20 protein-coding genes are annotated in these 26,780 nt (G+C 63.1%); 11 read left to right on the plus strand and 9 right to left on the minus strand.

The features are described from left to right. Window positions 1-10: 10 nt before the first annotated feature. On the minus strand, window positions 11-868 hold the full coding sequence (locus ACVOLV_RS09710; protein ID WP_481554203.1) for a glycosyltransferase family 2 protein: 858 nt from the start codon (window positions 866-868) through the stop codon (window positions 11-13). A 122-nt stretch (window positions 869-990) separates the two neighbouring features. On the opposite strand from ACVOLV_RS09710, the gene pilB reads away from it, so the two are divergent. Next, window positions 991-2,718 carry a type IV-A pilus assembly ATPase PilB gene (gene pilB / locus ACVOLV_RS09715; protein ID WP_481554204.1) on the plus strand — a complete coding sequence of 576 codons (1,728 nt, stop codon included), beginning with the start codon at window positions 991-993 and terminating at the stop codon, window positions 2,716-2,718. 132 nt (window positions 2,719-2,850) lie between these two features. Here the strand turns inward: pilB and ACVOLV_RS09720 are convergent, their stop codons facing one another. After that, window positions 2,851-4,266, minus strand: a complete 1,416-nt coding sequence (locus ACVOLV_RS09720; RefSeq protein ID WP_481554205.1) for a sigma-54-dependent transcriptional regulator — start codon at window positions 4,264-4,266, stop codon at window positions 2,851-2,853. 58 nt (window positions 4,267-4,324) lie between these two features. Further along, window positions 4,325-5,950 (minus strand): sensor histidine kinase, encoded by a 1,626-nt coding sequence (locus tag ACVOLV_RS09725; protein ID WP_481554206.1) that lies wholly within the window; start codon window positions 5,948-5,950, stop codon window positions 4,325-4,327. 259 nt (window positions 5,951-6,209) lie between these two features. Between ACVOLV_RS09725 and sucC the strand changes: the two genes are divergently transcribed. The 6 genes from sucC (at window position 6,210) to ACVOLV_RS09755 (ending at window position 14,148) form a co-directional block, all read left to right on the plus strand. Continuing rightward, window positions 6,210-7,379 carry an ADP-forming succinate--CoA ligase subunit beta gene (gene sucC / locus ACVOLV_RS09730; RefSeq protein WP_346499776.1) on the plus strand — a complete coding sequence of 390 codons (1,170 nt, stop codon included), beginning with the start codon at window positions 6,210-6,212 and terminating at the stop codon, window positions 7,377-7,379. Between the two features lie 21 nt (window positions 7,380-7,400). Beyond that, window positions 7,401-8,276: a succinate--CoA ligase subunit alpha gene (gene sucD / locus ACVOLV_RS09735; protein ID WP_481554207.1), complete on the plus strand. Its 876-nt coding sequence runs from the start codon at window positions 7,401-7,403 to the stop codon at window positions 8,274-8,276. Window positions 8,277-8,390: 114 nt separating this feature from the next. Further along, window positions 8,391-8,615 (plus strand): hypothetical protein, encoded by a 225-nt coding sequence (locus ACVOLV_RS09740; RefSeq protein ID WP_481554208.1) that lies wholly within the window; start codon window positions 8,391-8,393, stop codon window positions 8,613-8,615. Window positions 8,616-8,980: 365 nt separating this feature from the next. Further along, the gene (locus ACVOLV_RS09745; protein ID WP_481554209.1) at window positions 8,981-9,361 is read left to right on the plus strand and encodes an endonuclease domain-containing protein; all 381 of its coding nucleotides are present in this window, start codon (window positions 8,981-8,983) and stop codon (window positions 9,359-9,361) included. Between the two features lies 1 nt (window position 9,362). Further along, the gene (locus ACVOLV_RS09750) at window positions 9,363-11,000 is read left to right on the plus strand and encodes an NAD+ synthase (protein ID WP_481554210.1); all 1,638 of its coding nucleotides are present in this window, start codon (window positions 9,363-9,365) and stop codon (window positions 10,998-11,000) included. Window positions 11,001-11,541: 541 nt separating this feature from the next. Then, window positions 11,542-14,148, plus strand: a complete 2,607-nt coding sequence (locus ACVOLV_RS09755; protein ID WP_481554211.1) for a TonB-dependent receptor plug domain-containing protein — start codon at window positions 11,542-11,544, stop codon at window positions 14,146-14,148. 475 nt (window positions 14,149-14,623) lie between these two features. Here the strand turns inward: ACVOLV_RS09755 and ACVOLV_RS09760 are convergent, their stop codons facing one another. Further along, window positions 14,624-15,508, minus strand: coding sequence for an outer membrane protein assembly factor BamD (locus tag ACVOLV_RS09760; RefSeq protein ID WP_296252643.1), 885 nt, complete (start codon window positions 15,506-15,508; stop codon window positions 14,624-14,626). A gap of 117 nt (window positions 15,509-15,625) precedes the next feature. Between ACVOLV_RS09760 and rluD the strand changes: the two genes are divergently transcribed. Genes rluD through ACVOLV_RS09780 form a run of 4 tightly spaced genes read left to right on the plus strand, consistent with a single transcriptional unit; the run spans window position 15,626 to window position 18,324 of the window. Next, complete coding sequence (gene rluD / locus ACVOLV_RS09765) at window positions 15,626-16,615, plus strand: 23S rRNA pseudouridine(1911/1915/1917) synthase RluD (RefSeq protein ID WP_303747208.1); 990 nt, start codon at window positions 15,626-15,628, stop codon at window positions 16,613-16,615. Further along, window positions 16,615-17,394, plus strand: coding sequence for a peptidoglycan editing factor PgeF (gene pgeF, locus ACVOLV_RS09770; RefSeq protein WP_481554212.1), 780 nt, complete (start codon window positions 16,615-16,617; stop codon window positions 17,392-17,394). Before rluD ends, pgeF begins: the two co-directional genes overlap by 1 nt. A 2-nt stretch (window positions 17,395-17,396) precedes the next feature. Beyond that, on the plus strand, window positions 17,397-17,930 hold the full coding sequence (locus tag ACVOLV_RS09775) for a DUF4166 domain-containing protein (protein WP_481554227.1): 534 nt from the start codon (window positions 17,397-17,399) through the stop codon (window positions 17,928-17,930). After that, a complete protein-coding gene (locus tag ACVOLV_RS09780) occupies window positions 17,923-18,324 on the plus strand; it encodes a thiol-disulfide oxidoreductase DCC family protein (RefSeq protein WP_481554213.1) in 402 nt (133 codons plus the stop codon). The genes ACVOLV_RS09775 and ACVOLV_RS09780 overlap by 8 nt, the downstream gene beginning before the upstream one ends. 160 nt (window positions 18,325-18,484) lie before the next feature. Here ACVOLV_RS09780 and otsA read toward each other — a convergent pair whose 3' ends face one another. The 5 genes from otsA to ACVOLV_RS09805 form a co-directional block, all read right to left on the minus strand. Then, window positions 18,485-19,858 carry an alpha,alpha-trehalose-phosphate synthase (UDP-forming) gene (otsA, locus tag ACVOLV_RS09785; RefSeq protein ID WP_481554214.1) on the minus strand — a complete coding sequence of 458 codons (1,374 nt, stop codon included), beginning with the start codon at window positions 19,856-19,858 and terminating at the stop codon, window positions 18,485-18,487. Further along, window positions 19,855-21,633 carry a glycoside hydrolase family 15 protein gene (locus ACVOLV_RS09790; protein ID WP_481554215.1) on the minus strand — a complete coding sequence of 593 codons (1,779 nt, stop codon included), beginning with the start codon at window positions 21,631-21,633 and terminating at the stop codon, window positions 19,855-19,857. The genes otsA and ACVOLV_RS09790 overlap by 4 nt, the downstream gene beginning before the upstream one ends. A 54-nt stretch (window positions 21,634-21,687) precedes the next feature. Then, on the minus strand, window positions 21,688-22,434 hold the full coding sequence (gene otsB / locus ACVOLV_RS09795) for a trehalose-phosphatase (protein WP_481554216.1): 747 nt from the start codon (window positions 22,432-22,434) through the stop codon (window positions 21,688-21,690). Window positions 22,435-22,655: 221 nt separating this feature from the next. Continuing rightward, complete coding sequence (locus ACVOLV_RS09800; protein ID WP_481554217.1) at window positions 22,656-23,987, minus strand: OmpA family protein; 1,332 nt, start codon at window positions 23,985-23,987, stop codon at window positions 22,656-22,658. 261 nt (window positions 23,988-24,248) lie between these two features. Further along, complete coding sequence (locus ACVOLV_RS09805; RefSeq protein ID WP_481554218.1) at window positions 24,249-26,681, minus strand: TonB-dependent receptor plug domain-containing protein; 2,433 nt, start codon at window positions 26,679-26,681, stop codon at window positions 24,249-24,251. Window positions 26,682-26,780: the final 99 nt, after the last annotated feature.

The following is a 26,780-nucleotide window of genomic DNA, read 5'->3' on the forward strand; positions in this document are numbered from 1 at the left end:
AGGTTCGCCATTAACTATCACGGCGGTAGGTCAAGTTGGTTATCTGCTCGGAGATCAAACCGATAAGGAAAACAATCACAGCTGCACTGAACAACAACGTGCTCATGTTGGTCAGTCGATGCATGGTTGCAAACGTATAGCCGTAATAGCCGAGCCCGGTAATAAAGAATGCCAACGCAATCGGCGCAAACAACTTCATAGGCGAGTACAACGTCGCAATCTTGAAAATGATCAGCAAGAACCGGATGCCGTCCTTCAGCGGCCGGATATGGCTGCCATTGCCAACCCGCTTGGCGACCGGGATGGGAACGTAAGCGACCGGATAGGCGCTGCGGAAGAACGCCATGGTGCTGGTGGTCGGGTAGCTGAAGCCGTTCGGCAGCAGGTGCAGGAACTCGCGGAACTTGTCCGCCCGCACCGCACGGAAGCCCGAGGTTAGGTCGTCGATCTTGTGGCCGGTCATGTGGCTGGCCAGGCGGTTGTAGAAGGCATTGGCCAGCCCCCGATGCACGCTGGCCTGGCCGCTGCTGTCGCGGGCGCCCACCACCATGTCGTAGCCTTCGGCCAGCTTTGCCAGCAGTTGGGCAATATGGCTGGCGCTGTGTTGGCCATCGGCATCCATGAACACCAGGGTCTGCCCGGTGGCGGCACGGGCGCCGCGCTTGATCGCCGCGCCGTTGCCCATGGAGTACGGGCTGCTGAGTACGCTGACGCCGTGTTCCCGGCCGATTGCCGCGGTCTGGTCGGTTGATCCGTCGTCAACGACGATGATTTCAGCAGCCGGATACGCCTCCCGCAGGGCAGGCAATGTCCGCTTCAGCCCCTCGGCCTCGTTCTTTGCAGGCAGGATGATGCTCAGTTCACGCACGTTTGAATACCAGAAGTTCTCCCCGTTGGCATAGTAGCCGGGTTGGTGGCCTTGGTGCGGATGGACTGCCGGTTTATAGGGGCTTGAGGTAATCTGGAGGCCTGCTTTCAGGGGATGCCTCAATGAACGTTGCCACTGCCAATCTTGTCGGAATCACCGGCATCGCCCGCCGCCTGGTCCAGGACGGGGCGCTGGATGAGGCTGTCGCCCGTACCGCGATGGCCCAGGCCGGTGACGCCAAGGTGCCGTTGGCGCAGTGGCTGGCCGACAAGAAGCTGGTGAGCGCCGCGCATATGGCGGCTGCAAACGCCATGGAATTCGGCATGCCGCTGCTGGATGTGTCGGTCTTCGATACCAACCAGAGCGCGATGAAGCTGGTCAGCGAGGAGCTGCTGCGCAAGCATCATGTGCTGCCATTGTTCAAGCGTGGCGGCAAGTTGTTCGTGGGCACCAGCAATCCGACCCAGCAGCTGGACGAGATCAAGTTCCAGACCAACCTGGTGGTCGAGCCGATCCTGGTCGATGAGGAACAGATCCGCCGGACCCTGGATATGTGGTTGGCCAGCAATGATTCGCTGGCCGATGGCCTTGGCGGTGACGACGAGGGCATGGGCGATCTGGATGTCGCCGCTGGCGACGATGAGATGGCTGGCGGCGGCGACACCGGCGTTGATGCCAAGGGCGATGACACGCCGGTGGTCAAGTTCGTCAACAAGGCCTTGGTGGATGCAATCCGCAAGGGCGCCTCGGATATCCACTTCGAGCCCTACGAAGACGACTACCGGGTCCGTTTCCGTATTGATGGCCTGCTCAAGACCGTGGCCAAGGCGCCGGTCAAACTGAATCAGCGTATCGCCGCGCGCCTCAAGGTCATGTCGCAGTTGGACATCGCCGAGAAGCGTGTGCCGCAGGATGGCCGCATCAAGCTCAACCTGTCCAAGACCAAGCAGATCGACTTCCGTGTCAGCACTTTGCCGACCCTGTTCGGTGAAAAAATCGTGTTGCGTATCCTCGACGGTAGCGCGGCCAAGCTGGGTATCGACAAGCTGGGTTACGAGCCGGAACAGCAAAAACTCTTCCTGGACGCCATCCACAAGCCTTACGGCATGGTGCTGGTGACCGGCCCGACCGGCTCGGGTAAGACGGTGTCGCTGTATACCGCGCTGGGTATCCTCAATGACGATACCCGCAACATCTCGACCGCCGAGGATCCGGTGGAAATCCGCCTGCCCGGTGTGAACCAGGTTCAGCAGAACAACAAGCGTGGCATGACTTTCGCCGTGGCACTGCGTTCGTTCCTGCGACAGGATCCGGACATCATCATGGTCGGCGAAATCCGCGACCTCGAAACTGCGGAAATCGCGATCAAGGCCGCGCAGACCGGTCACATGGTGCTGTCCACGCTGCATACCAACGATGCGCCGCAGACCATTGCGCGCCTGATGAACATGGGTATCGCGCCGTACAACATCACCTCGTCGGTGACGCTGGTTATCGCGCAGCGTCTGGCGCGGCGTCTGTGCAGCAATTGCAAGCGTCCACAGCAGCTGCCGGAGAACGCACTGCTGGCCGAAGGTTATACCGCCGAGCAGATCGCCAAGGGCATCAGTCTGTTTGAGCCGGTGGGCTGCGATGAATGCACCGAGGGCTACAAGGGCCGTACCGGTATCTACCAGGTGATGCCGATGACCGACGATATCGCAGCGATCGTGCTGCAGGGCGGCAATGCGATGGATATCGCTGAAGCTGCACAGAAGATCGGTGTCAATGACCTGCGCCAATCGGCGTTGTTGAAGGCCTCGCAGGGCATTACCAGCCTGGCCGAGATCAATCGCGTCACCAAGGACTAAGTGCTGGATGTAGTGCCGAGCCATGCTCGGCATTGGGGTTTCCTGGTAATGCCCCTGCCGAGCATGGCTCGGCACTACGGTTGGGTTTGTTGGTAATGCCCCTGCCGAGCATGGCTCGGCACTACCTTGGGCTTATTCCATGCCCAGCTTTTTCAGCTTGTAACGCAGGGCGCGGAAGGTAATGCCCAGCTGGGCTGCGGTCTTGGTCTTGTTCCAGCGGTTTTCTTCCAGTGCCTTCTGGATCACCGTGCGCTCCATCTGCTCGATGTAGGAGGGCAGGGCGGAGCTGGCGGGATCGATGTCGACGACTGCCTCCTGCACGGCGACGACCGCGTTGGTGGCAATGGCAGGATGGTCATGGCCCGGTGCAGCGCGTTGAGCTGAGCTTTGTGGTTGCGGCAAGCGCAGGTCACTGGCGTCGATTCGGTCGCTATCGGCCAAGGCCAACGAACGTTCCAGGATGTTTTCCAGTTCGCGGACATTGCCTGGGAAGGAGTAGGCGTCCAAGGCTTCCAGCGCCGATGTCGCAAGTTGTGGCGGCTTTTGCCCCTGCGCCAGCGCAAGGCGATTCAGGATGGTGCTGGCGAGTTGCGGCAGGTCGCCGCGACGCTCGCGCAACGGCGGTACCCGCAACTCGATGACATTGATGCGGTAGTACAGGTCATGGCGGAAACGACCATCCTGGACCAGGGTGCTCAGATCCTTGTGGGTGGCCGATAGGATGCGCACATCCACCGTGACCTCGGTGGCCGCACCCACCGGGCGCACGGATTTTTCCTGGATGGCACGCAACAGCTTCACCTGCATCTGCAGTGGCAGCTCGGCCACCTCATCGAGGAACAACGTTCCGCCGTTGGCCGCCTGGAACAGGCCGGGCTTGTCGGCATGGGCGCCGGTGAAGCTGCCCTTGCGATGGCCGAAGAACTCGCTTTCCATCAATTCGCTGGGGATGGCACCGCAGTTGACCGGAATGAAGGGGCCAGCGGCACGCGCGCCTTGGTCGTGGATGGTGCGGGCGACCAGTTCCTTGCCGACGCCGGATTCACCCAGGATGTAGACCGGTGCCTGGCTGCGGGCAACCTTGCCGATGGTGGCGCGTAGCTCGTCCATCGCCGCCGAGCCGCCGAGCAGGCGGGTAGCGCTTTCCGGCGGTGGCGGGGTGCGGGGGCGGGCTTCGTTGTTCAGTTCGATGGCGTGCCGGACCAGGCCACGCAGCACGTTGATGTCCACCGGCTTGCTGACGAAGTCGAAAGCGCCGGCTTTGAGCGCTTCCACCGCCAGATCCATGCTGCCAAAGGCCGTGATCATCGCCACCGGCGTGGCGGGGTGGTCGCGGGTGATTTCGGTGACCAGTTCGATGCCATTGCCGTCGGGCAGGCGCATGTCGGTCAGGCATAGGTCGAAATGGTTGCTGGCCAGCAGTTCCCGGGCTTCGGCGAGGTTGGCGGCGGTGCTGATCCGCAGGCCCATCCGGCCGAGGGTGAGGACCAGGAGTTCACGGATGTCGCGTTCGTCATCGACGATCAGGGCGCTGTGTGTTGCGTTCATGAATGGAACGATAGCTGAGGTGGATGCTTGTCTACAAACGATTGCATCGAAGATTGAGTCATTGGCGCCCGCTGCGGTCGAATGCGGCTTTCGGGATGCTCAATGTCAGCCGGAAGCAGGCACCGCCAGCGGGAATGGACACGTAGTCCAGCTGGGCCTGGTTGGCCCGGCAAAGCTCGCGGGCGATATACAGCCCTAGCCCGGTGCCATGCTCGGAGGTGGTGTAGAACGGCCGGAACAGCTGGGTGGCGATGGCATCGGGAATGCCCGGGCCACGGTCCATCACGTCGATGACGGCATTGCGCTCGCCGGAGGCAACACGGATGCGGATGCGTGCTGGTTCGTCGGCGATGCGCCCATATTTGAGGGCGTTGTGGACCAATGCCGTCAGCACCTGGTGCAGGTGGCGCGGGTCCATCATGGCCACGACGGACGGCTCCCGGATCACTGCTTCCAGGCTGTCATTCTCCAGCGACAAGGTCTGCCGGTACTCGATCACGAAGCGGCGGACGAAGGCCGCCAGATCCAGGTTCTCCGGGTTGGCCCGTTCGCGTCGGGCCAGGGCGAGCACGCTCTCGACGATGCCGTTGGTGCGGTGGCATTGCTGATGAATGATCTGCAGCAGGCGGCGGTCGGCCTCGCCGATGTCTTCGGACTCTTCCAGCAGTTGGGTGGCGTAATTGATCGCCGCCAGCGGGTTGCGGATCTCATGGGCCAGGCTGGCCGAGAACCGTCCGAGCGTCGACAAGGTCAGCGATTCGGCCCGGCGCGAGACCACCGTGGTGTCGTCCAGGAAGATCAGCGACATGTCGCTGTCGGCCAGCAGGCGGGCGAAGCGGGGCAGCACTTCGGCCTCTTCCGGCGCCAGTTGCAGCGGTTGTTCGTCTTCGTGCCAGCCATTGCGCCAGCGCTGCAGGCGTCGCGCCAGCTCTGGCGATGCGACCGCCAAGGCAACCCGCTCGGTGGCCAGCGCGCCTTCCATGTCGCCAAGCAGGGCGGTGGCGGCTTCATTGGCCAAAGTGATCTGGCCGTTGGTGTCCACCACCAGCACGCCGGTGCGCATGCGGCGGATGATCAGTTCGTTGACTTCGAACAGGTTGGCTACTTCGGCACCGCGCTGATCGGCCAGCTGCTGGGTGCGGCGGGTGCGGCTGCCGATCTGGTAACTGATGAACGCCAGCGCGAGGTAGCTGGTGACGAACATCGCCAGCTCGGCCAGCGTGCGCAGGTTGTCGCTGCCTTCGAACGCCTGCCACACGTACTCGGTGACGCTGGCGGCTGCGGCCAGCGCGGCCAGCAGCATCGCCCGCGACAGCGGCAGCAGCAATGCGGCCGCTGCGATGTTGAACAGCAGCGACATCGAGATGCCGGCACTGGCACCGGGCAGGGCATGGCTCAGCAGCGTGGCTGCGGTGATGTCTACCAGCAGGCTGCCGAACACGATGGGCTGCAACCAGCGTTCGTTGCGGCCCCAGGTCAGCAGCGCCAGCGATACCAGCAGATAAAGGATGGTGACGGCTTCGGCCAATGGCAGCTGGTGCGCCTCGCCCGCGAACGGCGTAAGCGGGCTGAAGACCAGCGCAGCCAGCAAGGTGGCGATCAGCACCCGGTACAGGGCGAAGAAATACAGCTCGCGACGCGGTATCGATTCGATGCGGTCGATGAGCGAGGTGCTGGGGGCCAAGCCGGAACTCCTATCCAAGCGTAACGCGCCAAGTATAGGTGCGCAGGGGCTGCTGCACGACAGGCGCGGCCTGCTCCCTATTCAGAGACAAGTTGCTGAAAAACCGCCAAAAATCATGCCGGCCTTGGCCATTTGTACAGACTTCTTTGCGCCCCGGCGCTGGCTCGGCCACAATAGTGGGCCCGCCGCGGTCCCTGCCGGCGCCCCAAGCCGGGGCCCGAGGAGATGCGTGCGGTCGTTCCTATTCCCACGGTGACGCATGAATTTCCACGAGTACCAGTCAAAACAACTGCTTGCCGAATACGGCATCCCGGTCCCGGCCGGCAAGGTCGCTGCGACCCCGGACGAGGCTGTAGCTGCTGCCCAGTCGCTGGGCCAGGGCCCCTGGATGGTCAAGGCTCAGATCCACGCTGGCGGCCGCGGCAAGGCTGGCGGCGTCAAGTTCTGCAAGACCACCGATGACGTCAAGGCCGCTGCGGCCAAGATGCTCGGCACCAAGATGGCCACCTACCAGACCGCAGGCGTCGAGCTGCCGGTCAACCTGGTGCTGGTGACCACCGCCGGTGAGATCGTCAAGGAGCTGTACCTGTCGGTGCTGGTTGACCGTGGCACCAAGACCATCACCTACATCGCTTCTTCGGAAGGCGGCGTGGAGATCGAGCAGGTTGCTGCTGAGACCCCGGAGCTGATCCACTCGCTCAACGTCGACTTCGTTGAAGGCGTGCAGGGTTACCACGGCCGTGATTTCGGCTTCAAGCTGGGCCTGACCGCCAAGCAGGCTGGCCAGTTCGCCAACATCATGGTGAACCTGTACCGCCTGTTCAACGAAAAGGACCTGGCGCTGGTTGAAATCAACCCGCTGGCCATCCTGGACGACGGCAACCTGTACGCGCTGGACGGCAAGTTCGACAGCGACGACAACGCCGCGTTCCGTCAGAAGGCGCTGGTCGCCATGCGCGACAAGACCCAGGAAGATCCGACCGAAGTGATCGCTTCGGAGCTGGACATCAACTACGTCACCATGGACGGCAACATCGGCTGCATGGTCAACGGCGCAGGCCTGGCCATGGCCACCATGGACGTCATCAAGCTCAACGGCGGCGAGCCGGCGAACTTCCTGGACGTGGGCGGCGGCGCCAACAAGCAGCGCGTCATTGAAGCCTTCAAGCTGATCCTGTCCTCGGACAAGGTCGAAGGCATCTTCGTCAACATCTTCGGCGGCATCGTCCGTTGCGACATGATTGCCGAAGGCATCATCGCTGCCGTGAAGGAAGTGGGCGTCAAGGTTCCGGTCGTGGTGCGCCTGGAAGGCACCAACGTGGAAGAAGGCAAGCAGCTGCTGCGTGACAGCGGCATGGCCATCATCCCGGCTGACAACATCAACGATGGCGCCAAGAAGATCGTTGAAGCTGTCAAGAACGCCGCCTGATCCGACACCGAAGGAAATCCAATGTCAGTTTTGATCAACAAGAACACCAAGGTGATCGTGCAGGGCTTTACCGGCCAGCAGGGCACCTTCCACGCCACTCAGATGATCGAGTACGGCACCCAGGTTGTCGGCGGCGTGACCCCGGGCAAGGGCGGCACCACCCACATCGACCTGCCGGTGTTCAACACCGTGGCCGATGCCGTGCAGAGCACCGGCGCCAATGCGTCGGTCATCTACGTGCCGCCGCCGTACGCGGCTGACGCGATCCTGGAAGCGGCTGCTGCCGGCATCCAGGTCATCGTCTGCATCACCGAAGGCATCCCGGTGCTGGACATGCTGCGCGTCAAGAACGTGCTGACCCGTTCGCATCCGGACACCGTGCTGATCGGGCCGAACTGCCCCGGCGTGATCACCCCGGGCGAGTGCAAGATCGGCATCATGCCGGGCCACATCCACATGCCGGGCAAGATCGGCATCGTGTCGCGTTCGGGCACCCTGACCTATGAAGCGGTCAAGCAGACCACGGAAGTGGGCCTGGGCCAGTCGACCTGCATCGGTATCGGTGGCGACCCGATCAACGGCCTGAACTTCGTTGACTGCCTGAAGCTGTTCAACGAAGACCCGCAGACCGAAGGCATCATCATGGTTGGCGAAATCGGCGGCGACGCTGAGGAAGCCGGTGCCGAGTACATCAAGCAGTTCGTGAAGAAGCCGGTTGTCGGCTTCATCGCTGGTGCATCGGCTCCGGCCGGCAAGCGCATGGGCCACGCCGGTGCAATCGCATCGGGCGGCAAGGGCACGGCTGAGGGCAAGTTCGCGGCGATGGAAGCTGCTGGCGTTGTCACCGTCCGTTCGCCGGGCGACCTGGGCGCTGCCATCGCGAAGCTGGTCAAGTAAGACTGCGCTTCAGTGATTTGAGAAAGGCCACCTTCGGGTGGCCTTTCTTGTTTTTGGGGTTGGTTAATTGGGGGGGGCTGAGGAAGGCCAAAACCAAAACCAAAACGGAAGAGCTTGCCCTCACCCCTACCCCTCTCCCGCAGGCGGGAGAGGGGAAAGCAAAGCCACGGCAAGGCCAAAGCCAAAGCCAAAGCCAAAGCCGAAGCCGAAGCCGAAGCCAAAGCCAAAGCCAAAGCCAAAGCCAAAGCCGAAGCCAAAGCCAAAGCCAAAGCCAAAGCCAAAGCCGAAGCCGAAGCCGAAAAACCAGAGCCCAAAAAGCCAGAGCCAGAGCAGAGCTAGTAGGAGCCCTGGGTGTTGGCTTCTGATTGTTGCTTTGGATTCGGCTCTGATTGCGGCTGCGATTTGAGGCTGCCGAAGTAGCTTTGGCTAAGCCGTGGCCGGTGCAAGGCTTTTGGCTTTGGCTTTGGCTTTGGCCTTGGCTTTTGGCTTTGGCTTTGGCTGTGGCTTTGCTTTGGCATCGATGCTGTTGCTGTTGCTGTCCCCTCTCCCGCCTGCGGGAGAGGGGTAGGGGTGAGGGCAAGCTTTTGCTCTTGCTTCTGCTCCTCACGCCCCCTGCAAGGAGCTATTCCCAAAAAGTTCACCAGTTTCCCCTGATTCCAAACCCCACCCCCGCCAAGCAATCGTCTCCTCACAAGGAGGCGCCCATGCGCAAAGGCAGCAAAACCAACAGCGCCCGAGCCCTGCGCCGGCGCATGACCGATGCCGAGCAGCGCATCTGGTACTTCCTCAGAGGTCGCCATCTGCTCGGCTTCAAGTTCCGGCGGCAACACCCCATCGGGCCCTATGTCGTGGATTTCGTCTGCCTGGAGCAGAAACTGGTCATCGAACTGGACGGTGGCCAGCATGCATCCGACCCCAATGACCTGCGCCGGGATGCCTTCCTGCAACGCAACGGCTACCGCGTGCTGCGCTTCTGGAATAATGAAGCCCTGAGCCATACCGCCGCGGTCTGCGAAAGCATCCTGCGTGCGGCATCGGTAACACCAAGCCCCCGCAGGGTGCGGGGCCAAGCAGAAGGTTGTTGATATGTCCGAATCGCTACGCATCGCACTGGCCCAATTCGATTTCCCGGTCGGGGACGTGGACGGCAACGCGAGCCGCATCATCGAGCTGATGCAAGAGGCGCGTGACGAGTACGGTGCCGATGTGGTGCTGTTCCCGGAACTGGCCATCAGCGGCTACCCGCCCGAAGACCTGCTGATGCGCCCAGGCTTCCTGCGCAGCTGTGAACAGGCATTGGCGCGGGTAGCCGCCGAGGTGCAGGGCATCGTCGCCGTGGTCGGTTGGCCGCAGAGCGCCGGTGCGGTGGTCTACAACGCTGCCAGCGTGTTGCGCGATGGCAGCGTTGCCGCCACTTACCGCAAGCGCGAGTTACCCAATTACGCAGTGTTCGACGAGCGCCGCTACTTCGACGTGGACCCGGATGGCGGCAACTGCGTGTTCGAGGTCAACGGCATTCGGGTTGGCCTGGTGATCTGCGAAGACCTGTGGTTCCCCGAACCGCTGGCCGCCACCGTCAAGGCCGGTGCCGAGCTGGTGCTGGTACCCAATGCCTCGCCGTACGAACGCGGCAAGCATGCCCAGCGCGATGCGCTGCTGGCCGAGCGCAGCCGCCAGACCGGTGCGGCCATCGCCTACGTCAACACCGTCGGCGGTCAGGATGCGGTGGTGTTTGATGGCGCCTCGGTCGTGGCCGATGGCGACGGCACCGTGCATCCGGCCGCTGTGGCCTTCACCGAAGAAATGCTGCTGGTCGAATACAACGCTGCAGCGCGCAGCTTCATGCCGCTGCGCTGGATCGATGACGGCGATGAAAGCATGGATGCGCTGGCCTGGCGCGCGGTCACCCGTGGCATCCAGGATTATTGCGGCAAGAACGGTTTCAGCAAGGTGTGGCTGGGCTTGTCCGGTGGTATCGACTCGGCCTTGGTGTTGGCCATGGCGGTCGACGCGCTCGGCGCCGATAACGTCACCGCGGTCAGCATGCCGTCGCGCTACACCGCGGATCTGTCCAATGACCTGGCGGTTGAGCAGTGCCGGGCGCTGGGCGTGAAGCTGGAGACGGTGCCGATCGAGCCGGCGTTCCAGGGCTTGATGCAGTCGTTGTCAGCCATGTTCGAAGGGCAAGCGGCCGATGTCACCGAAGAGAATCTGCAGTCGCGTAGCCGTGGCGTGATTCTGATGGCGTTGAGCAACAAGTTCGGCGGGCTGGTGCTCACGACCGGCAACAAGAGCGAGTACGCGGTGGGTTACGCGACCATCTATGGCGATATGTGCGGTGGTTATGCGCCGCTGAAGGACCTGTACAAGACGGAAGTCTATGGCCTGTCCAAGTGGCGCAATACGGTGGGGGGCGCGCCGGTGATTCCGCCGGCGGTCATCGCGCGCGCGCCTTCGGCAGAACTGCGCGACAACCAGACCGACCAGGATTCGCTGCCGGCTTACGATGTTCTGGATGGCATCCTGTATCGCTTCATCGACCAGGAGCAGTCGCGCGAAGACATAGTGAGCGCCGGCTATGCGCCGGAAGTAGTGGATCGGGTGCTGAAGCTGGTGCGCATCAGCGAGTGGAAGCGCCACCAGGCTGCGCCAGGTCCGAAGGTATCGCGGCGCGCATTCGGTCGCGAACGCCGCTATCCCATTACCAACGGTTACCGCGGCTGACGTCTTCACAGCTTGCACGGATGTAAACAGAAGGGGCCGGAAGGCCCCTTCTGTTTGTTCGGAAATGGTGGCGCGATGGGTACAGCAGGCATCCGGGTTGCTGCGGATCACAACAAATGTGGCAGCGTGTGTCGTTGCAAGTCGGATGACAACCGCGTCATGGCAATTTGGCTATCACCGCACAAGAAAAAGCGGGTTTTAGACAAATTCCCTACATGTTGAGGGCGCAGGATGTGCTCACAAGAAAACACCGGTTCATCTCTCTCTCCTTGCCACTGCTCCGTCAGTGGCATTTTTTATGCGCATGGGCGCGGCTGATAGAAGGCTCCTGCGTAGCGCAAGTCGCATCGATGACGGGCCTTGTGCTTGCTGACACGCACTGACAAAAACAGGGTGCTTCGCTGCCACGCAGCGAAAAACAGCGGCGAAATTGGATCGTTAATTTTCCGTCAGGCCAATGCGATTGATGTTCTTCAATGCATCGGCTCAGTAACGGTTCTGAGCGATCAGGACGTGTCCTTCTTCATCTGGAACACGCGAAATGAAAGAGAAATTGATGAACTCCGGTCTGCGCCGGGGCACCTTGGTTGTTGCCATTGGCCTGTCGATCAGCGGCACAGCGCTGGCGCAGGAGACCTCGAGCAGCAGCGCAACCAACCTGGACCGCATCGAAATCACCGGCTCGCGCATCAAGCGCGCAGACGTTGAAGGTGCTTTGCCGATTACCGTGATCGGTCGCGAAGACATCGAGGTGAGTGGCAAGGCAACCGTTGCCGACATCCTGCAGAGCTCAAGCTTCAACTCCTTTGGCTCGTTCGTGCCGAGCTCGGGCAGTTCGGCGCAGTCGTTCGCCGGCCTGAGCCTGCGCGGGCTGGGTGAAGGTCGCACCTTGATCCTGATTGATGGTCGCCGTGCAGCGGTATCGCCATTGACCGGAGAAGGGCAGGACCTGAGTTCGATTCCGGCGGCGGCAGTGGAGCGCATCGAAGTACTGACCGATGGTGCTTCGGCCATCTACGGGGCCGATGCCATTGGGGGCGTGGTCAACGTGATTACCCGCAAGAACTACGAAGGGTTCCAGGTCAGTGCCGGCATCACCGACAACAAGTACGGCGGCGACGCGTCGGAAGGCTCGGTGCTGTTTGGCGCCGCAGGTGAGCGCGGCTCGGTGATGGGCGGTATCTCCTACACCAACCAGAAGATCAGCTTCGTGCGCGACTACCCGTGGTCCGATACGGTGGCTGGTTCCTCGTATTCCAACAACTACCTCAATGTGCTGACGGCCGCCGATGGCAGCACCATTCCCGGCTCCAACCTGTACACCAACAATAGTTCGGTGGTGCCGGGCGGCTGCTCGGGCACCAATTTCTACGAGAGCACCAGCAGCTCGGGCCGTACCAGTTGCCTGTACAACTATGTCGGCGACATGGCTGATACGGCGAGCATCAAGAACAAGAACCTGTTCCTGCGCAGCGAGTACAGCATCGACGACATCTGGACCGTCAATGCCGATATCTACGTCAACCGCAAGAACAGCGACAGCGTCTACGCGCCGGTGCCAGAGAGCATCTTCGTCAGCGCCGACAGCCCGAACAACACCACCGGGCAGGATGCTTACATCAAGCACCGGTTCGCTGCCTTGGGTAATCGCTTTACCTATACCGACGAGAACAGCCACGACGTCAACCTCAGCCTGCATGGCCAGTTGACCGACAGCACTGCAGTCGATTTCGGGGTTCGCAGCAATGAGTCGCGCGCAACCATCACCGGCTACAACTACGTCAACATCCCGGTGGCGGAGAAGTACTTCGAATCCGGCGAGTACAACGTATTTGACCCGTACTCCAATTCGGCTGCCGTGCTTGATGCCATCGCAACCACCATCAATCGCAATACCTATTACAAGCAGCAGGAGTTCAATGCGCAGCTGACCACCGATCTGTTCGAGTTGCCTGGTGGCGTGTCGGCATTGGCGGTCGGCGGCGAGTACAGCAAGCACGATTACTCGGACATCTACGACCAGCAGTCTGCCGCCGGCAACGTCGGTGGTTCCTCGGGCAACTCGGCCTGGGGTGATCGCACGCTGAGCTCGGCCTATGCCGAGTGGAGTCTGCCGATCTTCAACAACTTCTCGGCGGACGTGGCGCTGCGTTACGACCATTACTCCGACTTCGGCGACGCAACCTCGCCCAAGCTGTCGCTGCGCTACCAGCCGTTGCAGAACCTGACCTTCCGTACCTCCTACGGTGAAGGCTTCCGCGCGCCCACCTTGCAGGCGCTGAACCAGCAGACTGCGTTCTCAGCTGACACGGTGACCGATGAAGCCACCGCGCTGGCTTATGGCTTGGCTGCTTCCAGCTCGATCCAGATCAACGGCTACCATGTCGCCAATCCGGATCTGAAGGCTGAGACCTCCAAGCAGTTCAGCTTCGGCGTTGTGTATGACCCGTTCTCCTGGGCCAACATCACCGTGGACTACTGGAATACCAAGATCGAGAACCAGATCAAGTGGTATTCCGCGCAGACGGTGATCAACCGCACCGAGCTGGGCCAGTTCCTGCCGGACAATCTGTCGGTGGTACGCAATACCGACGGTTCGATTCAGTCGGTATATGCCGGCTACGGCAATGAAGGCCTGGTCAAGACCGATGGTGTGGACCTCAACATCCGTACCCAGTTCGACTTCGACAACTGGGGCAAGCTGACGTCGTCGCTGCAGGGTTCCTGGACCCACAGCTACAAGGTCGACAGCCGCTACGGCTCGGACGAGTACGTGGGCACCAGTGGCTATCCGGAATGGCGTGCCAACCTCAATACACGCTGGGAGCGGGGTGATTGGAGTGTGGCCTGGACCATGAACATGATCGGCTACGAGCCGGGCTATTACGTGGACTACTACCAGGGCGATTACAGCTGCTCGGAGTTGAAGTCCGAGGGCTATGTGAAGCGTTGCGGTGGGGCCTACATCACCCATGACCTGCAATTCGCCTACAACACCCCGTGGAAGGCGAGCATCTCGATGGGCGTGCGCAACCTGACCAACAAGGCGCCGGTGTACGACGTGGCGTACTCACCGACCAACTTCAACAACTATCTGTACAACGGCTATGGTCGGCAGTTGTACATGCGGTATACGCAGAGCTTCTGAGTTTGAGGTTGTTCGAGTGATGTGGAGCGGCCCTGGAGACGGGGCCGCTTTTTGTTTTGGCGCACTGCCAGTGCGCGCGGTCTGCGAGCCCCTCTCCCGCAAGCGGGGTGAGAGGAGCAGCTTGCGAACCACTGGTTCGCTGCTCCTTGAACGACCTTGCGCCAGCGCAGGGGCCGGGGCGCGGAGCGGGGGTTGGGGTGAGGGCGGGACGGAGCCGGGGTTGTGAACTGAGACAGCGGTTGCCGAAGCTCCAGAGCCAAAGCCCAAAGCACAAAACACAAAGCACAAGGCACAAAGCACAAGGCACAAAGCACAAAGCACAAGGCTCCCCCCATCCGCCCTTCGGGCACCTTCCCCCGCAAGCGGGAGAAGGGAATGCCACAGCCCAAGCCCAAGCCCCCAACTCCCCGCTGCCGAACCCCAGAAACACGAAAGGGGCCCTGGGGCCCCTTTCTGATACCACTACCGACGCAGCTTACTTGCCGCGGTTCATCGTGGCATTGCTCTGGCCGGTGGCCACCGAGCGCTCACCCGCGAACGGGTTCAGCTTGCGGATCATCCACGGGTACTTCGGCCAGTTGCCAGCCAGCCACGGGTGCTCCGGCTGGTTCAGCTGCAGCACGCGGCGGGCGTCGTCGGCCAGGGTCTTGTTGCCCAGGTTGGTGTAGGCCTCGCCCAGCAGCGCGACTGCGTCGTACTGGAAGGCGCTCTGCGGGTAGGTCTCCAGCAGGTAATTGGCGCGGCCAACCACGGATACCCAGGCGCCGCGGCGGGCGTAGTACAGGGCATCGTCCAGCTCATGCTGGGCGAACACGTCGCGCAGTTCGACCATACGCTGGCGCGCATCGGCGGCGTAACGGCTGTTCGGGTAGCGCTCGGTGACGATGTTGAAATCGGCATAGGCCTGGCGCGGGGTCGACAGGTCGCGACGGCTCGGATCCAGCGACCATACGCGGCGCAGGAAAACCGTATCGCGGTTGCCGTTGGCAAGACCGCGCAGGTAGTACAGGTACGCGATATTGCGGTGGGTCGGGTAGGTGCGGATGAAGCGGTCGATGCTCGACACGGCGTCATCGTTCTTGCCGGCCTTGTACTGGGCATAGGCGCTTTCGATCATCGCCTGCTCGGTGTACGGACCGTAGGGGTACTGTGCAATCAAGCGCTTGAAGCTGGTTTCGGCGCCAGACCAGTTGCCGCCCTCCATCAGCTTGTGGCTCTTTTCGAACAGTTGTTCGACCGGCGCGCCTTCATCGGCATCCTTCTTGGCGCCGCGATGGCAACCAGTGGCGACGAAGACCAAAACCAGCAGCAGGGCGGTGAGGCGGACGGGCGCGGACAGCAGCGAAGAGCGTCGGATCATGGGTTCAGGGCAGGACGCGGCAGGAATACGAAGGGGCGATGATAGCCTAGTGGCCTGTCCTGCGACTGACTGTTGTCGTCAGGACCCCATAATTTCGTCTACAGCCGGTCTTTACCCATGTCCGAGAACACCTCTTCCAGCCCGCGCCACGCGCAGGTTCCCGATTCCGCCGCCGGTCGTCGCTTCGATGCGGTCCTGGCCGAATTGTTCCCCGAATTCTCCCGTTCGCGCCTGACCGAGTGGATCAAAACCGGCGCAGTTCTGCTCGATGGCGAGCCCGTCCGCCCGCGTGATCCGGTCCGCGGCGGCGAAATCGCCACCCTGAATGCGGTGCTGGAGGTCGAAGTCCACGCCCTGCCGGAGGACATCCCGCTGTCGGTCCTGTACGAGGACGAGCACGTGTTCGTGATCGACAAGCCGGCCGGGCTGGTGGTCCACCCGGGCGCCGGCAACCCGAGCGGCACCCTGCTCAATGCGCTGCTGTTCCGTGACCCTGAGATCGCCAAGGTGCCGCGCGCAGGTGTGGTCCACCGCCTCGACAAGGACACCAGCGGCGTCATGGTGGTGGCCCGTACCGTGCAGGCGCAGACCGCGCTGGTCGAGCAGCTGTCCGCGCGCGAAGTACACCGCCAGTACCTGGCGGTAGTGGTCGGTGCGCTGGTCTCCGGCGGTACCGCTGACGCTCCGATCGACCGCCACGCGCGCGACCGCCTGAAGATGGGTGTGCGCGAGGACGGTAAGGAGGCGGTGACCCATTACCGCCTGCGCGAGCGCTTCCGCGCACATACCGCGCTGGAATGCCGCCTGGAAACCGGCCGTACCCACCAGATCCGTGTGCACATGGCGCACCTGAAGCACGCCATCGTTGGTGATCCGCTGTACGGCGGTTCGCTGAAGCTGCCCAAGGGCGCCACCGACGAGCTGGTCGCGGCACTGCGCGGCTTCAAGCGCCAGGCCCTGCACGCCGAGACGCTGGAGTTCCAGCACCCGATCACCGGCGAGACGATCAGCAACACCGCACCGGTGCCTGCCGATCTGCTGGCGCTGATGAAGGCGCTGCGCGAGGACTCCAAGGCCTTCGCCGAGCGCGAGCGGGGCCGCTGGTAATGGCCGAGGCGAGCCCGCTGTGGCTGGCTGACTGGCCCGCGCCCCCGAGGGTGCGGGCTTTCACCACGATGCGCCATGGCGCCGGCGGCTCGCAGCCCCCGTTTGACCGCTTCAACCTGGGTAACCGGACCGCCGCCGATGGCGACGAACCGGCCCAGGTGCAGCGCAACCGCGACGAACTGCAGCAGTTGGCCAAGCTGCCTTCGGCTGCGCACTGGCTGCGCCAGGTGCACAGCAGCGTGGCCCTGCGTTTCGACGCACCACCGCAGGCGCAGGGGCTGGACGCCGAGCCAACCGCTGATGCCTCGGTGACCTCGGTGCCCGGCGTGGTGCTGGCCATCCTTACCGCGGACTGTCTGCCGGTGGTGTTCGCTGCCCGCGATGGCAGTGAAGTGGCGGCCGCCCATGCGGGCTGGGGCGGCTTGGCGCGCGGCATGCTGGAAAACACACTGGCCGCCATGCACACGCCCGCTGAGGCGCTGGTAGCGTGGATAGGCCCTGCGGCCGGTCCCGCCCTTTACGAGGTCAGTGTGGACGTGCGCGAGGCCTTCCTGGCGCATTCCAGCGCCGCTGAGAGTCATTTCGTCGCCACCCGGCCCAATCACTGGCTGGTGGACCTGCCCGGGCTGGCGCGACAGCGGCTGGTGGCCGCAGGCATGCAGTCAGCCGCTATCCATGGCGGCGACCTGTGCACCATGGCTGATCCGCAGCGCTGGTTCTCGCACCGCCGTGACCGTCGTAGTGGCCGTATCGCCACCCTGGTATGGATGGAGCCTTGAGCCTGCCGCTGTTCGCGCAGGTCTTGGGCGCTGCATTCGAACAGTTGGCGCCGCAGGTGCGTGCACTGCACTCGATTCCACAACGGCAGCGCTGGAGTGGGCAGGGTGAAGTGTTGCGCGGTTCGCATTGGCTGGTAGCGCCCTGCGCCAGGCTGGCGCGGTTGCCGCCGACTTCCAGCGTGCCGGTGACGGTGGAGTTCCTGGTTGATGCCAGTGGAGAGCGCTGGAACCGCCAATTCGGCCCCGCGCGCATGGCGTCGCGTTTGTGGCAGCGTGATGGACAGCTGTTCGAGCAGCTTGGCGCGGTGCGCTTTCGCTTCGGGTTGCACCAAGAGGCTGGCCAGATCCTGTGGCGGGCCGAGCGTGTCTGGGCCTTCGGTGTGTTGCCGTTGCCGAGGCGCTGGTTCGCGCAGGTGCACTGCCGCGAGCGTGAGCAGGCCGGGCGCTATGAGTTCCTGGTGGATGTGTCGATGCCGCTGATCGGGCGGCTGATCCGCTACGAAGGCTGGTTGCTGCCGGAGGACGCGCATGGCTGAGCCGGCGGTGATCGTGTTTGATGGTGTCTGCGCGCTGTGCAGCCGCTGGGTGCGCTTCCTGCTGCGGTTCGACCGGGCCGGTCGCTACCGGTTCGCGGCGATGCAGGGCGGGCAAGGGCGTGCTTTGTTGGCCACACATGGGTTGGATCCGGACGATCCTTTGTCGTTCCTGTTGGTCGCCGATGGTGTGGCGTATACCGACACCGACGCGATTCTGCGGGTGGTGACCGGATTGGGCGGGGTTTGGCGCTTGGCTGGGCTTGCGCGGGTGTTGCCGGCTGCCGTGCGCGATCCGGCGTACCGCTGGTTGGCGCGGAACCGGTATCGCTGGTTTGGGCGGCATGAGAGCTGCTTTCTGCCGACGGCGGAGCAGCGTGCGCGGTTTTTGGATTGAGTGGGTTTGAACAGGGGTCTGCGCGCTAGAAGCTTGCCCTCACCCCACCCCCTCTCCCGTAAACGGGAGAGGGGCTAATGCACGTACAGCGGACGCGATCCTGGCCCCTCTCCCGCCTGCGGGAGAGGGGGTGGGGTGAGGGCAAGCTCTTGCCTCCTCCTCAGCCCTGAAGCCCCTCCAACGCCAACAGATAATCCCGTCGCCAACGATGGATATCATGCGCACGCAGGTGCTCCATCATCGCCCGCCAACGCTCTATGCGCTCGCTGCGATGCATGTTCGCCGCTGTCGCAATCGCATCGGCAACACCATCCAGATCGTGCGGATTGACCAGCAGCGCCTGCTTCAATTCATCCGCAGCACCGGCCAGCAGTGACAGCACCAGCACACCCGGGTTTTCAGGGTCCTGCGCGGCGATGTACTCCTTGGCCACCAGATTCATGCCATCGCGCAGGGGCGTTACCAAGCCCACCGCCGCCTGCCGGTAGAACCCGGTCAGCGTGCTGTGCGCGTAGTTTTGGTTGACGTAGCGCAGCGGCGTCCAATCGGCCTCGGCATGACCGCCGTTGATGTGCCCGGCCAGTCGCTCCAGCTCGCCGCGCAGCTTGCGGTACTCGTTGACGCTGCCGCGCGATACCGGCGCTATCTGCAGGAAGGTCATGTCGCCTTTTTCGCGCGGATACCGCTGCAGGTAACGCTCAAAGCCATGGAAGCGCTCCGGCAGGCCCTTGGAGTAATCCAGCCGGTCCACGCCGATAGCCAGCTTGCGGTGTTGCAGGCTTTGCCGCAGGTCACGCACAGGCTTGTTGCTTGCCGCGCTGCGGGCTTGGCGGGCGATGTGCTCGGTGTCGATGCCGATCGGGAAAGCCGAGGTGCGCACACGGCGTCCATTTGGCGCCAGGATCCACTCGCTGTCGATCAGCTGGCCGCCTCCAAACAGGCGCACGTACGACTGGAAGCGATCCGCGTCACGGCGGGTCTGGAAGCCAAGCAGATCGTACGAATACAGTGCCGAGAACAGTGAGCGGTGGTCAGGCAGCGCCTGCAGCAGGTCGGCCGAGGGCACCGGTACATGCAGGAAGAAGCCGATCCGGCAGCCCACGCCGCGCTCACGCAGCAGGGCGGCCAACGGGATCAGGTGATAGTCGTGGATCCAGACCGTGTCGTCCTCGCGCAGCAGCGGTGCCAGCGTATCGGCGAACAATCTGTTGACCTTCCAGTAGCCCTCGCGCTTGCGCCGGTCGTAATCCACCAGATCCAGGCGGAAGTGCAGCAGCGGCCACAGTGCACGGTTGGAAAATCCGTTGTAGTAGCTGTCCAGATCGTTCTTGGACAGGTCCATCGTCAGGTAGCGGATCGGCCCTTCCTGCGCTTCGTGCAAGGCTCCGCTGTCAACGTTGACGCTGCGCCCGCTCCAGCCGAACCACAACCCACCGCGCTCGCTCAGCGCCGCCAGCAGGCCGGTAGCCAGCCCGCCGGCGCGGTTTTCGCCCGGTAACGCCACCCGGTTGGAGACGACAACCAGTCGGCTCACGAAGCCTCCTGCCAGCTGCGCGACAGGCGCATGGCTGCGGTTACCAGACCCACATGCGAATAGGTCTGCGGGAAGTTGCCCCAGGCTTGGCCATCGAAGGCGAGGTCTTCGGACAGCAGTCCCAGATGGTTGCGCTGCTGCAGGAGGATCTCGAACATCTCCCGCGCTTCATCCATGCGGCCGATCGCGGCCAATGCATCGATGTACCAGAACGTGCAGATGGTGAAGCTGGTTTCCGGTTCGCCGAAGTCATCCGGGGCGATATAGCGGTAGAGCGAATTGCCATGTTTGAGATCGCGGCCGATGGCTTCGACTGTGGCGATGAAACGCGCATCCTTGGCATCGATGAAGCCGATATCGGCCAGCAACAGCAAGGAGGCGTCAAGCCGATGGCCGCCGAAGGTATCGGTGAAATGGCCAAGCGGTTCGCTCCAGGATTCATGCATGATCCGCGTGTGGATCTGGTTGGCGCGCTCACGCCAATAGATGGCGCGGCCTTCGAGTTTCAGGCGGGTGGCGATCTTGGACAGGCGGTCGCATGCTGCCCAGCACATCGCGCTGGTATAGGTGTGCACTTCGGTGCGGCCACGGAACTCCCACAGGCCGGCATCGGGTACGTCATGCAGTGCGAACGCCTGTTCGCCGAGCGGCTCGAGGCGCGCAAAGGTATGCGCATCGCCCGGGTCCTGCAGGCGCTGGTCGAAGAACAGCTGGGTGGAGGCAAGCACCACGCTGCCGTAGACATCGTGCTGGCGCTGTACCCAGGCAAGGTTGCCGCGGCGCACCGGCCCCATGTTGCGGTAGCCGGACAGGGATGCCACTTCTTCCTCATCGAGCTTGGCCTCGAAGCCGATGCCGTACAGCGGCTGCAGGCTGCCATCGGTGGTGGCCAGGTTGAAGATGTAGCCGAGGAACTGCTCCATGGTGCGGGTGGCGCCGAGCCGGTTGAGCGCGCGCACCACAAAGGCAGCATCACGCAGCCAGCAATAGCGGTAGTCCCAGTTGCGGCTGCTGCCGGGGGCTTCCGGGATGGAGGTGGTCATGGCCGCGATGATCGCGCCGCTGTCCTCGTATTGGCATAGCTTCAAGGTGATGGCGCTGCGGATCACCGCGTCCTGCCATTCCAGCGGAACCGACAGGTAACGTACCCATTCGCGCCAGTAATCGCGGGTGCGCTGCATGGTTTCCTGCACATAGCCGCTGAGCGAGCGATTGAGTGACTCGTCCACGCCGAGCACCAGGTGCACCCGATGATTCAGTACGAAGGGCAGGGCATCGCGGACGAAGCGCACCGGTACATCGGTGGTCAGACGCAGCACCAGATCCGGCAACAACCAGCGGATGTGGTTGCTGCCCCAGGTGGTCTCCGGTTGCCGCGCACCCCAATCGGCGAGCGGCCGCGCACGCACGGTGATGCGTGGATTGCCGGACAGTGGCGTGACCTGGCGGATCAGGCTGAGCGGGCGGTAGAAGCGTTCGTTCTGGCGCCAGCGCGGGGCGAAGTCGATGACTTCCACCGCGCCGCCATGCGTGTCGCGCAGCACGGTGCGCAGGATGGCGGTATTGGTGAGATAGGACTGCTCGCTGTCGAGGAAGTCCTCCAACTCTATGCCGAAGTCACCGCCGGGGTGCTGATTGGGGTTGAGCAGGGCGCAGAAGGCCGGGTCGCCATCGAAGCTGGGCAGGCAGCTCCAGACCACACGCGCGTGCTTGTCTATCAGTGCACCAAAACTGCCGTTGCCAACTACGCCAAGATCGAGGGTGGCGTCTTGCATTGCATTCTCCTTGTTGCGCGAGCGCCGCTGGCGTCGCTGTTGCCTCCGGGTGGGTCAGGTGATGGCTGCGCGCAGCCAAGCGTGTACGGCGGTGATGTCGGGCAGCGTTGCAGCGGCCAGGCTGTCGCTGCGTTGGCCGACAAGTACGCCAATGCCTTTGAGTTGCTGAGCGGCCTGGAAGCCGTGTTCGTCGGTGAGATCGTCGCCGATGAAAACCGGGCGCCGGCCCTGGAAAGGCGGGGAATGCATCAGGTGCTGCAGGGCGCGGCCCTTGTCATGACCGCTGCCGACGAACTCGATCACGTGGTTGCCTGGTTGCAGGCGCACATCATGCAGTTGGGGTAGTTGTGCGTTTGCGAATGCAATGACAGCCTCTCCAGCATCCGGCGCATTGCGCCAGTGCAGGGCCAGCGCTTGGCCCTTGTTTTCGATCATGACGCCGGGATGGGCGTGTGCCAGTTGCATCGCGCGCTGGTGTAGTGCGTGCAGCCAGGCTGCGGTGTCTGCCTGGGTGAGTTCTGCGTCGTTGGAAGTGAGTAGTTGCGCGCCGTGCAGGCCAGCCATGGGCAGGCGCAATGGCGCGAACATCGCCTGCAGTTGGCTGACGGGGCGGCCACTGAGCAGCGCCAGCGCGCCACCCAGACGTTGCTGCACGCTGGCCAGCAGCGCGAGCAGGGACGGGTCGGGCGCTACCTTGTCCGGATGGTCGGCAAAGGCGAGCAGGGTGCCATCTACGTCGAGAAACAGTGCGTCGTCATCTGCCAGCGCCGGAGGGGGCGGTCGCTGTAGGTCATCAAGCATGCGGACACTATGCCGCAGGGGTTGTTACACGAAAGTCATTTGCGGTGAATGGGGCTTGCTCTACGTGCTTCAAGAGCGCCCTCACCCCAACCCCTCTCCCGCAGGCGGGAGAGGGGCTGCTGCACTACGAGTGCGAGCGATGCGAGCCCCTCTCCCGTTTACGGGAGAGGGGTTGGGGTGAGGGCGCTCTGAAAGCAAGCGAACCCACCCAATGCAGAACATCACTTGGTAACCGCAAACTCAATCCGACGGTTCTGCGCGCGGCCTTCATCGGTGTCATTGCTGGCACGCGGCTTTTCCTGGCCATAGCCCTTGGCGGTGAGCGCATCGGCAGCAACACCGAGCTCGGCCAACTTGGCAACCACCGCATCTGCACGCTGTTGGCTCAAGGTGACGTTGGCCGCTGCATCACCAGTGTTGTCGGTGTGCCCGCCCACCTCGATCTTCGTGCCGGCGGGTGCCTGCTTGATCGCATTCGCTGCGCTGGTCAGCGTTTCCAGGCTGTCGCGGGTGATGGTGGCCGAACCTGTGTCGAAGTAGATGTTCATCAGGTTCAGGGCTTTGACCAGGTCATCGCCGCTGAAGCCGGCCTTGAGCCCTGACAATGCCGCCGCCGCACGATCCCACAAGCCACTGATCTCGAAGCCTCCAAACAGGCTGCGCAACTTGTCACTGACGGTGAAGCGATCTGCTTCGGACAGTCCACTGGTGTCGATGTTGAGTTTGTCGCCATCGAAACCGAACTTCAGGCCCTTGGCTTTCAGCTCCGGCAAGGCGGCGATCAGCTTGTCCAACCAACCGGCTGGCAAGGTTGCCGGATCGACGGTGATGTTGCCGGCCAGATTGCCTTCACCGAAGTTGGCTTTCAGCGCGTCCCACAGACGCGTTTTGTCGGCCTCGCTGGCGACCTGGCCACTGACCGTGACCTTGCCGTCGGTGTTGTCGAAACCAAAGCGCGGGTTGGCCTGGACCACGGGAGCAGTTGGCTGTGTGCTTGCAACCGGTTCGACCGGCGCTGGCGCAATAACCTCCTCCTTCTTGCAGCTGCGGAACAGCAGGAATGCAGCAAGCAGGAGAATCAGCGGAATCAACCATTTCCAGAAGCCGCCCGATGCCTTCGCCGGTACCGTGCTGCCACCGCTGTAACCAGCGGCAGGTGTGCTGGTGCCGAACCAGCGATCGTAGTCCGCTGGGCGGGAACTGGGGATGCTGCCGCCGGGCGTCAATTGACCAACGATCTTGGGGAGGAGCCAAGCGCCGGCCATGTTGACTGCTGCGGACGGAATGCCGAGTTTGCTGGCAATACCGCCGGCAAGGTTCTGGCCGAAGCCGGCACTGAACTGGTCCGGTTGCAGGACATTGTCACCGGGTGTGTTGCCTATCCACGACGAAAACAGGCCATCCAGGCCTGCATCGGCAAAGCGCTTCTTCAGGCCGGCAAAGCCGCCGTTGGCAGGATCGAAAATGACATCGACAAGCTGGCGCACGAGGCGTCCTGCATTGTCACCGAGATGAAAGCGGCTGGCCGCTTCGCGAATCAACGACTCGAACATATACGCCTCCGCAAGGGATGAACCGGACTGAAATGAGCCGGCAGGCGTAAGGAGCGCCTAGCGCTGTTAAAGCTGGATGAATTCGGGGGGAGTGGGGGCATTAGCTAAGAGCTTGCCCTCACCCCAACCCCTCTCCCGCAGGCGGGAGAGGGGCCAGTGGACTACGAGTGCAAGCGGTGCGAGCCCCTCTCCCGCGCGCGGGAGAGGGGTTGGGGTGAGGGGAGGCTTTAAGCAAATAATCCTCCCCGAAAAGCACCCAAATCAGAACGTAAACCGCACCCGCCCATACCAGTACGCGCCGTTGCTGCCGATCGGCGACAGCACGTCATACGGCAGGTTGCCGAAGTAGTAGATGTCCTCGTTCGACTTGTCCGGGTAGTTGTCGGTCAGGTTCTGGCCGCCAACAGCCACGCTCCACTGCGGGGTGATGCGGTATTCCACTTCCGCATCCAGCTGCCATTCGGCCTGGTAGGTCTGGGTCGGGATGTAGCCGCCGCCAAAATCAAACACACGCGTCGCGCTGCCATAGCGGCTTACGCGGCTGCTCAACGACCACTTGTCATTGGCCCAGCTGGCTGCCAGCTGCGCGCGGGTACGCGGGGCGGCGTCGGTCAGCGTGTTGCTTTCCTCGACGCCGAACAGCACGTAGTCCGGATTCAGCGCCAGCAGTTGCGACGGTGTGGCGACCACGTTCTTCAGCTCGGTCTTGGCGTAGCTCCAGGTGCCGGTCAACAGCAGCTCGCCGTCACCCAGCGACTGCCGCCAGTTGCCGACGAACTCGGCGCCGCGGGTGCGGGTGTCGGCGGCGTTGACGAAGTAATGCGCGCTTTCCAGCCCGCCGATGCCGAACTGCTGCTGCACGAAATCGGTCAGTGCATCGCCGGTAATGCTTTCAGACAGTGCGATGCGGTCATCGATGTCGATCTGGAACAGGTCCAGCGACAGGTCGAAATGGCTGCCGATCTGGCTGGTGAAGCCCAGGCTGTAGTTGACCGACTTCTCAGGCTTCAGGTCGGTGGCGCCAAGGGCGCGCGCGATCGGATTGTTGACCGACAACAGGCGACCCTGCACCAGCTGGCCACCGGCGGTGTAGCCGGTCGAAGTGGATTCGTAGCCGATCTGGCTCAGCGACGGCGCGTGGAAGTTGTTGGAGATCGAGCCACGCAGGGCGAAGGCCGGGGCAAAGGCGTAACGCGCGCCGAGCTTGCCGGTCAGCTCGCCGCCGAAGTCCTGGTAGTGCTCGTAGCGCGCGGCGATATCGGTGGAGAACTTCTCGCCGAACGTGGACGACAGACTGGTGTAGGCGCTGATCACGTCGCGCGACAGATCGGCTTCATCCTGTGGGGTCAGGCCACCACCGGCCTGCGAACCGGTCGGGCGGTCGGTGTAGGGGCCGGCTGCATAGCTGGCCGGGTCACCGGCGCTGGTTTCATAACGCTCGTTGCGGCCTTCGATGCCGAAGCCGAGGCTGTGGGTGTCATTGGCACGCACGAAGATGCGGCCGAAATCCAAGTTGGCCACGGTCTGGGCGAAGCTGAAATCAGCGGTCTTGAAGCGGGTTGGGCTGGTCGGGCCGAGCGAGGCATTGAGCGAGTTGCGCAGGCGGTAGGTGAACTCGTTGCGGCCGTGGTCGAGGCTGGCGTCGTAGTTCCAGTCGCCCAGTTCGCCACGGGCGCCGGCCACCAGCTGCACATCCAGGTTCTCGCCTTCGGAGATCGGGCGGTAGCCGTTCGGGTACAGCTCCTTCCAGTTGGCCTCACCATCCGGGTAACGGAAGTAGTTGGCGCCTTCGGTGTCGCGCTGGTTGTAGGTACCGAAGGCGTAGGCCTTGGAGGCGGAGCCGAACGGAATCTCGGCATTGAACCAGGCGTTGAGGTCCTTGCTGGCGCCATCGCCCAGTGCGTAATTGCGCTTGCCGGCCAGGGCCAGATTGTCCGGGGTCTGCGCCTCCCACGGCGGGATCTGGTCGAAGCCGGCACGGTTGGTGGCTTCGCGGTTCTTCAGTTCCAGACCAACGCGCAGGAAGCCGCCGTCGTCGGTCAGCGCGGTGCCGACCTTGGCGCTGAAGTAGCTGGTCTGGCCGTCGGTCAGGGTGCGGTCGATCGGCTTGAGGTCGGTGTGGTGCGCGCCGAAGCTGGCTTCGATGGCGCCGCCTTCCGGGGCATCGTCGAGGATCACGTTGATCACGCCGGCCACCGCATCGGAGCCGTATAGCGCGCCGGCGCCGTCACGCAGCACCTCGATGCGCTTGATCGCGCTGACCGGGATCGCGTTGAAATCGACCGGCGTGGTGCCCTTGCCGATCTTGCTGTCGGTATTGACCAGCGCGCTGTTGTGGCGGCGCTTGCCGTTGATCAGCACCAGCACATGGTCGGGCGAGAGGCCGCGCAGCTGTGCGGCGCGGATGTGGTCGGCGCCGCCGGAGTTGGACTGGCGCGGGAAGTTGAACGAGGGCAGCAGCGCCTGCAGCGCGCTGCCCAGCTCACCGTTGACCACGCCGGCCTTGCGGATGTCCTCGGCGCTGAGCACGTCCACCGGCGAGGTGGATTCCAGCACGGTGCGGTCGACCGCACGGGTGCCGGTGACGATCACCGTGTCCAGGTTGGTGGCCTGCTGGGCATTTTGGGCAAAAGCGGGGGAAGACAGCGCCAGCGCGATGGCCAGGCCGAGCGGGGCCGAGGTGGGGCGGGACATGGAAACTCCAGAAACTGTGGGGAAGGCGGGACGTGGGGGAGGCGCGGATGGCGGAAAGGTTTCAGTTAACACTTACATCCATCCGGATGAAGCGATATA

The sequence above is a fragment of the Stenotrophomonas sp. STEN023 genome, assembly GCF_056760135.1.

Coding starts and splice junctions, on each gene's coding strand:
- pilB (WP_481554204.1), top strand. CDS start 991: ATGAACGTTGCCACTGCCAATCTTGTCGGAATCACCGGCATCGCCCGC.
- ACVOLV_RS09720 (WP_481554205.1), bottom strand. CDS start 4,266: ATGAACGCAACACACAGCGCCCTGATCGTCGATGACGAACGCGACATC.
- sucC (WP_346499776.1), top strand. CDS start 6,210: ATGAATTTCCACGAGTACCAGTCAAAACAACTGCTTGCCGAATACGGC.
- sucD (WP_481554207.1), top strand. CDS start 7,401: ATGTCAGTTTTGATCAACAAGAACACCAAGGTGATCGTGCAGGGCTTT.
- ACVOLV_RS09745 (WP_481554209.1), top strand. CDS start 8,981: ATGCGCAAAGGCAGCAAAACCAACAGCGCCCGAGCCCTGCGCCGGCGC.
- ACVOLV_RS09750 (WP_481554210.1), top strand. CDS start 9,363: ATGTCCGAATCGCTACGCATCGCACTGGCCCAATTCGATTTCCCGGTC.
- ACVOLV_RS09755 (WP_481554211.1), top strand. CDS start 11,542: ATGAAAGAGAAATTGATGAACTCCGGTCTGCGCCGGGGCACCTTGGTT.
- ACVOLV_RS09760 (WP_296252643.1), bottom strand. CDS start 15,508: ATGATCCGACGCTCTTCGCTGCTGTCCGCGCCCGTCCGCCTCACCGCC.
- rluD (WP_303747208.1), top strand. CDS start 15,626: ATGTCCGAGAACACCTCTTCCAGCCCGCGCCACGCGCAGGTTCCCGAT.
- pgeF (WP_481554212.1), top strand. CDS start 16,615: ATGGCCGAGGCGAGCCCGCTGTGGCTGGCTGACTGGCCCGCGCCCCCG.
- ACVOLV_RS09780 (WP_481554213.1), top strand. CDS start 17,923: ATGGCTGAGCCGGCGGTGATCGTGTTTGATGGTGTCTGCGCGCTGTGC.
- ACVOLV_RS09790 (WP_481554215.1), bottom strand. CDS start 21,633: ATGCAAGACGCCACCCTCGATCTTGGCGTAGTTGGCAACGGCAGTTTT.
- otsB (WP_481554216.1), bottom strand. CDS start 22,434: ATGCTTGATGACCTACAGCGACCGCCCCCTCCGGCGCTGGCAGATGAC.
- ACVOLV_RS09800 (WP_481554217.1), bottom strand. CDS start 23,987: ATGTTCGAGTCGTTGATTCGCGAAGCGGCCAGCCGCTTTCATCTCGGT.
- ACVOLV_RS09805 (WP_481554218.1), bottom strand. CDS start 26,681: ATGTCCCGCCCCACCTCGGCCCCGCTCGGCCTGGCCATCGCGCTGGCG.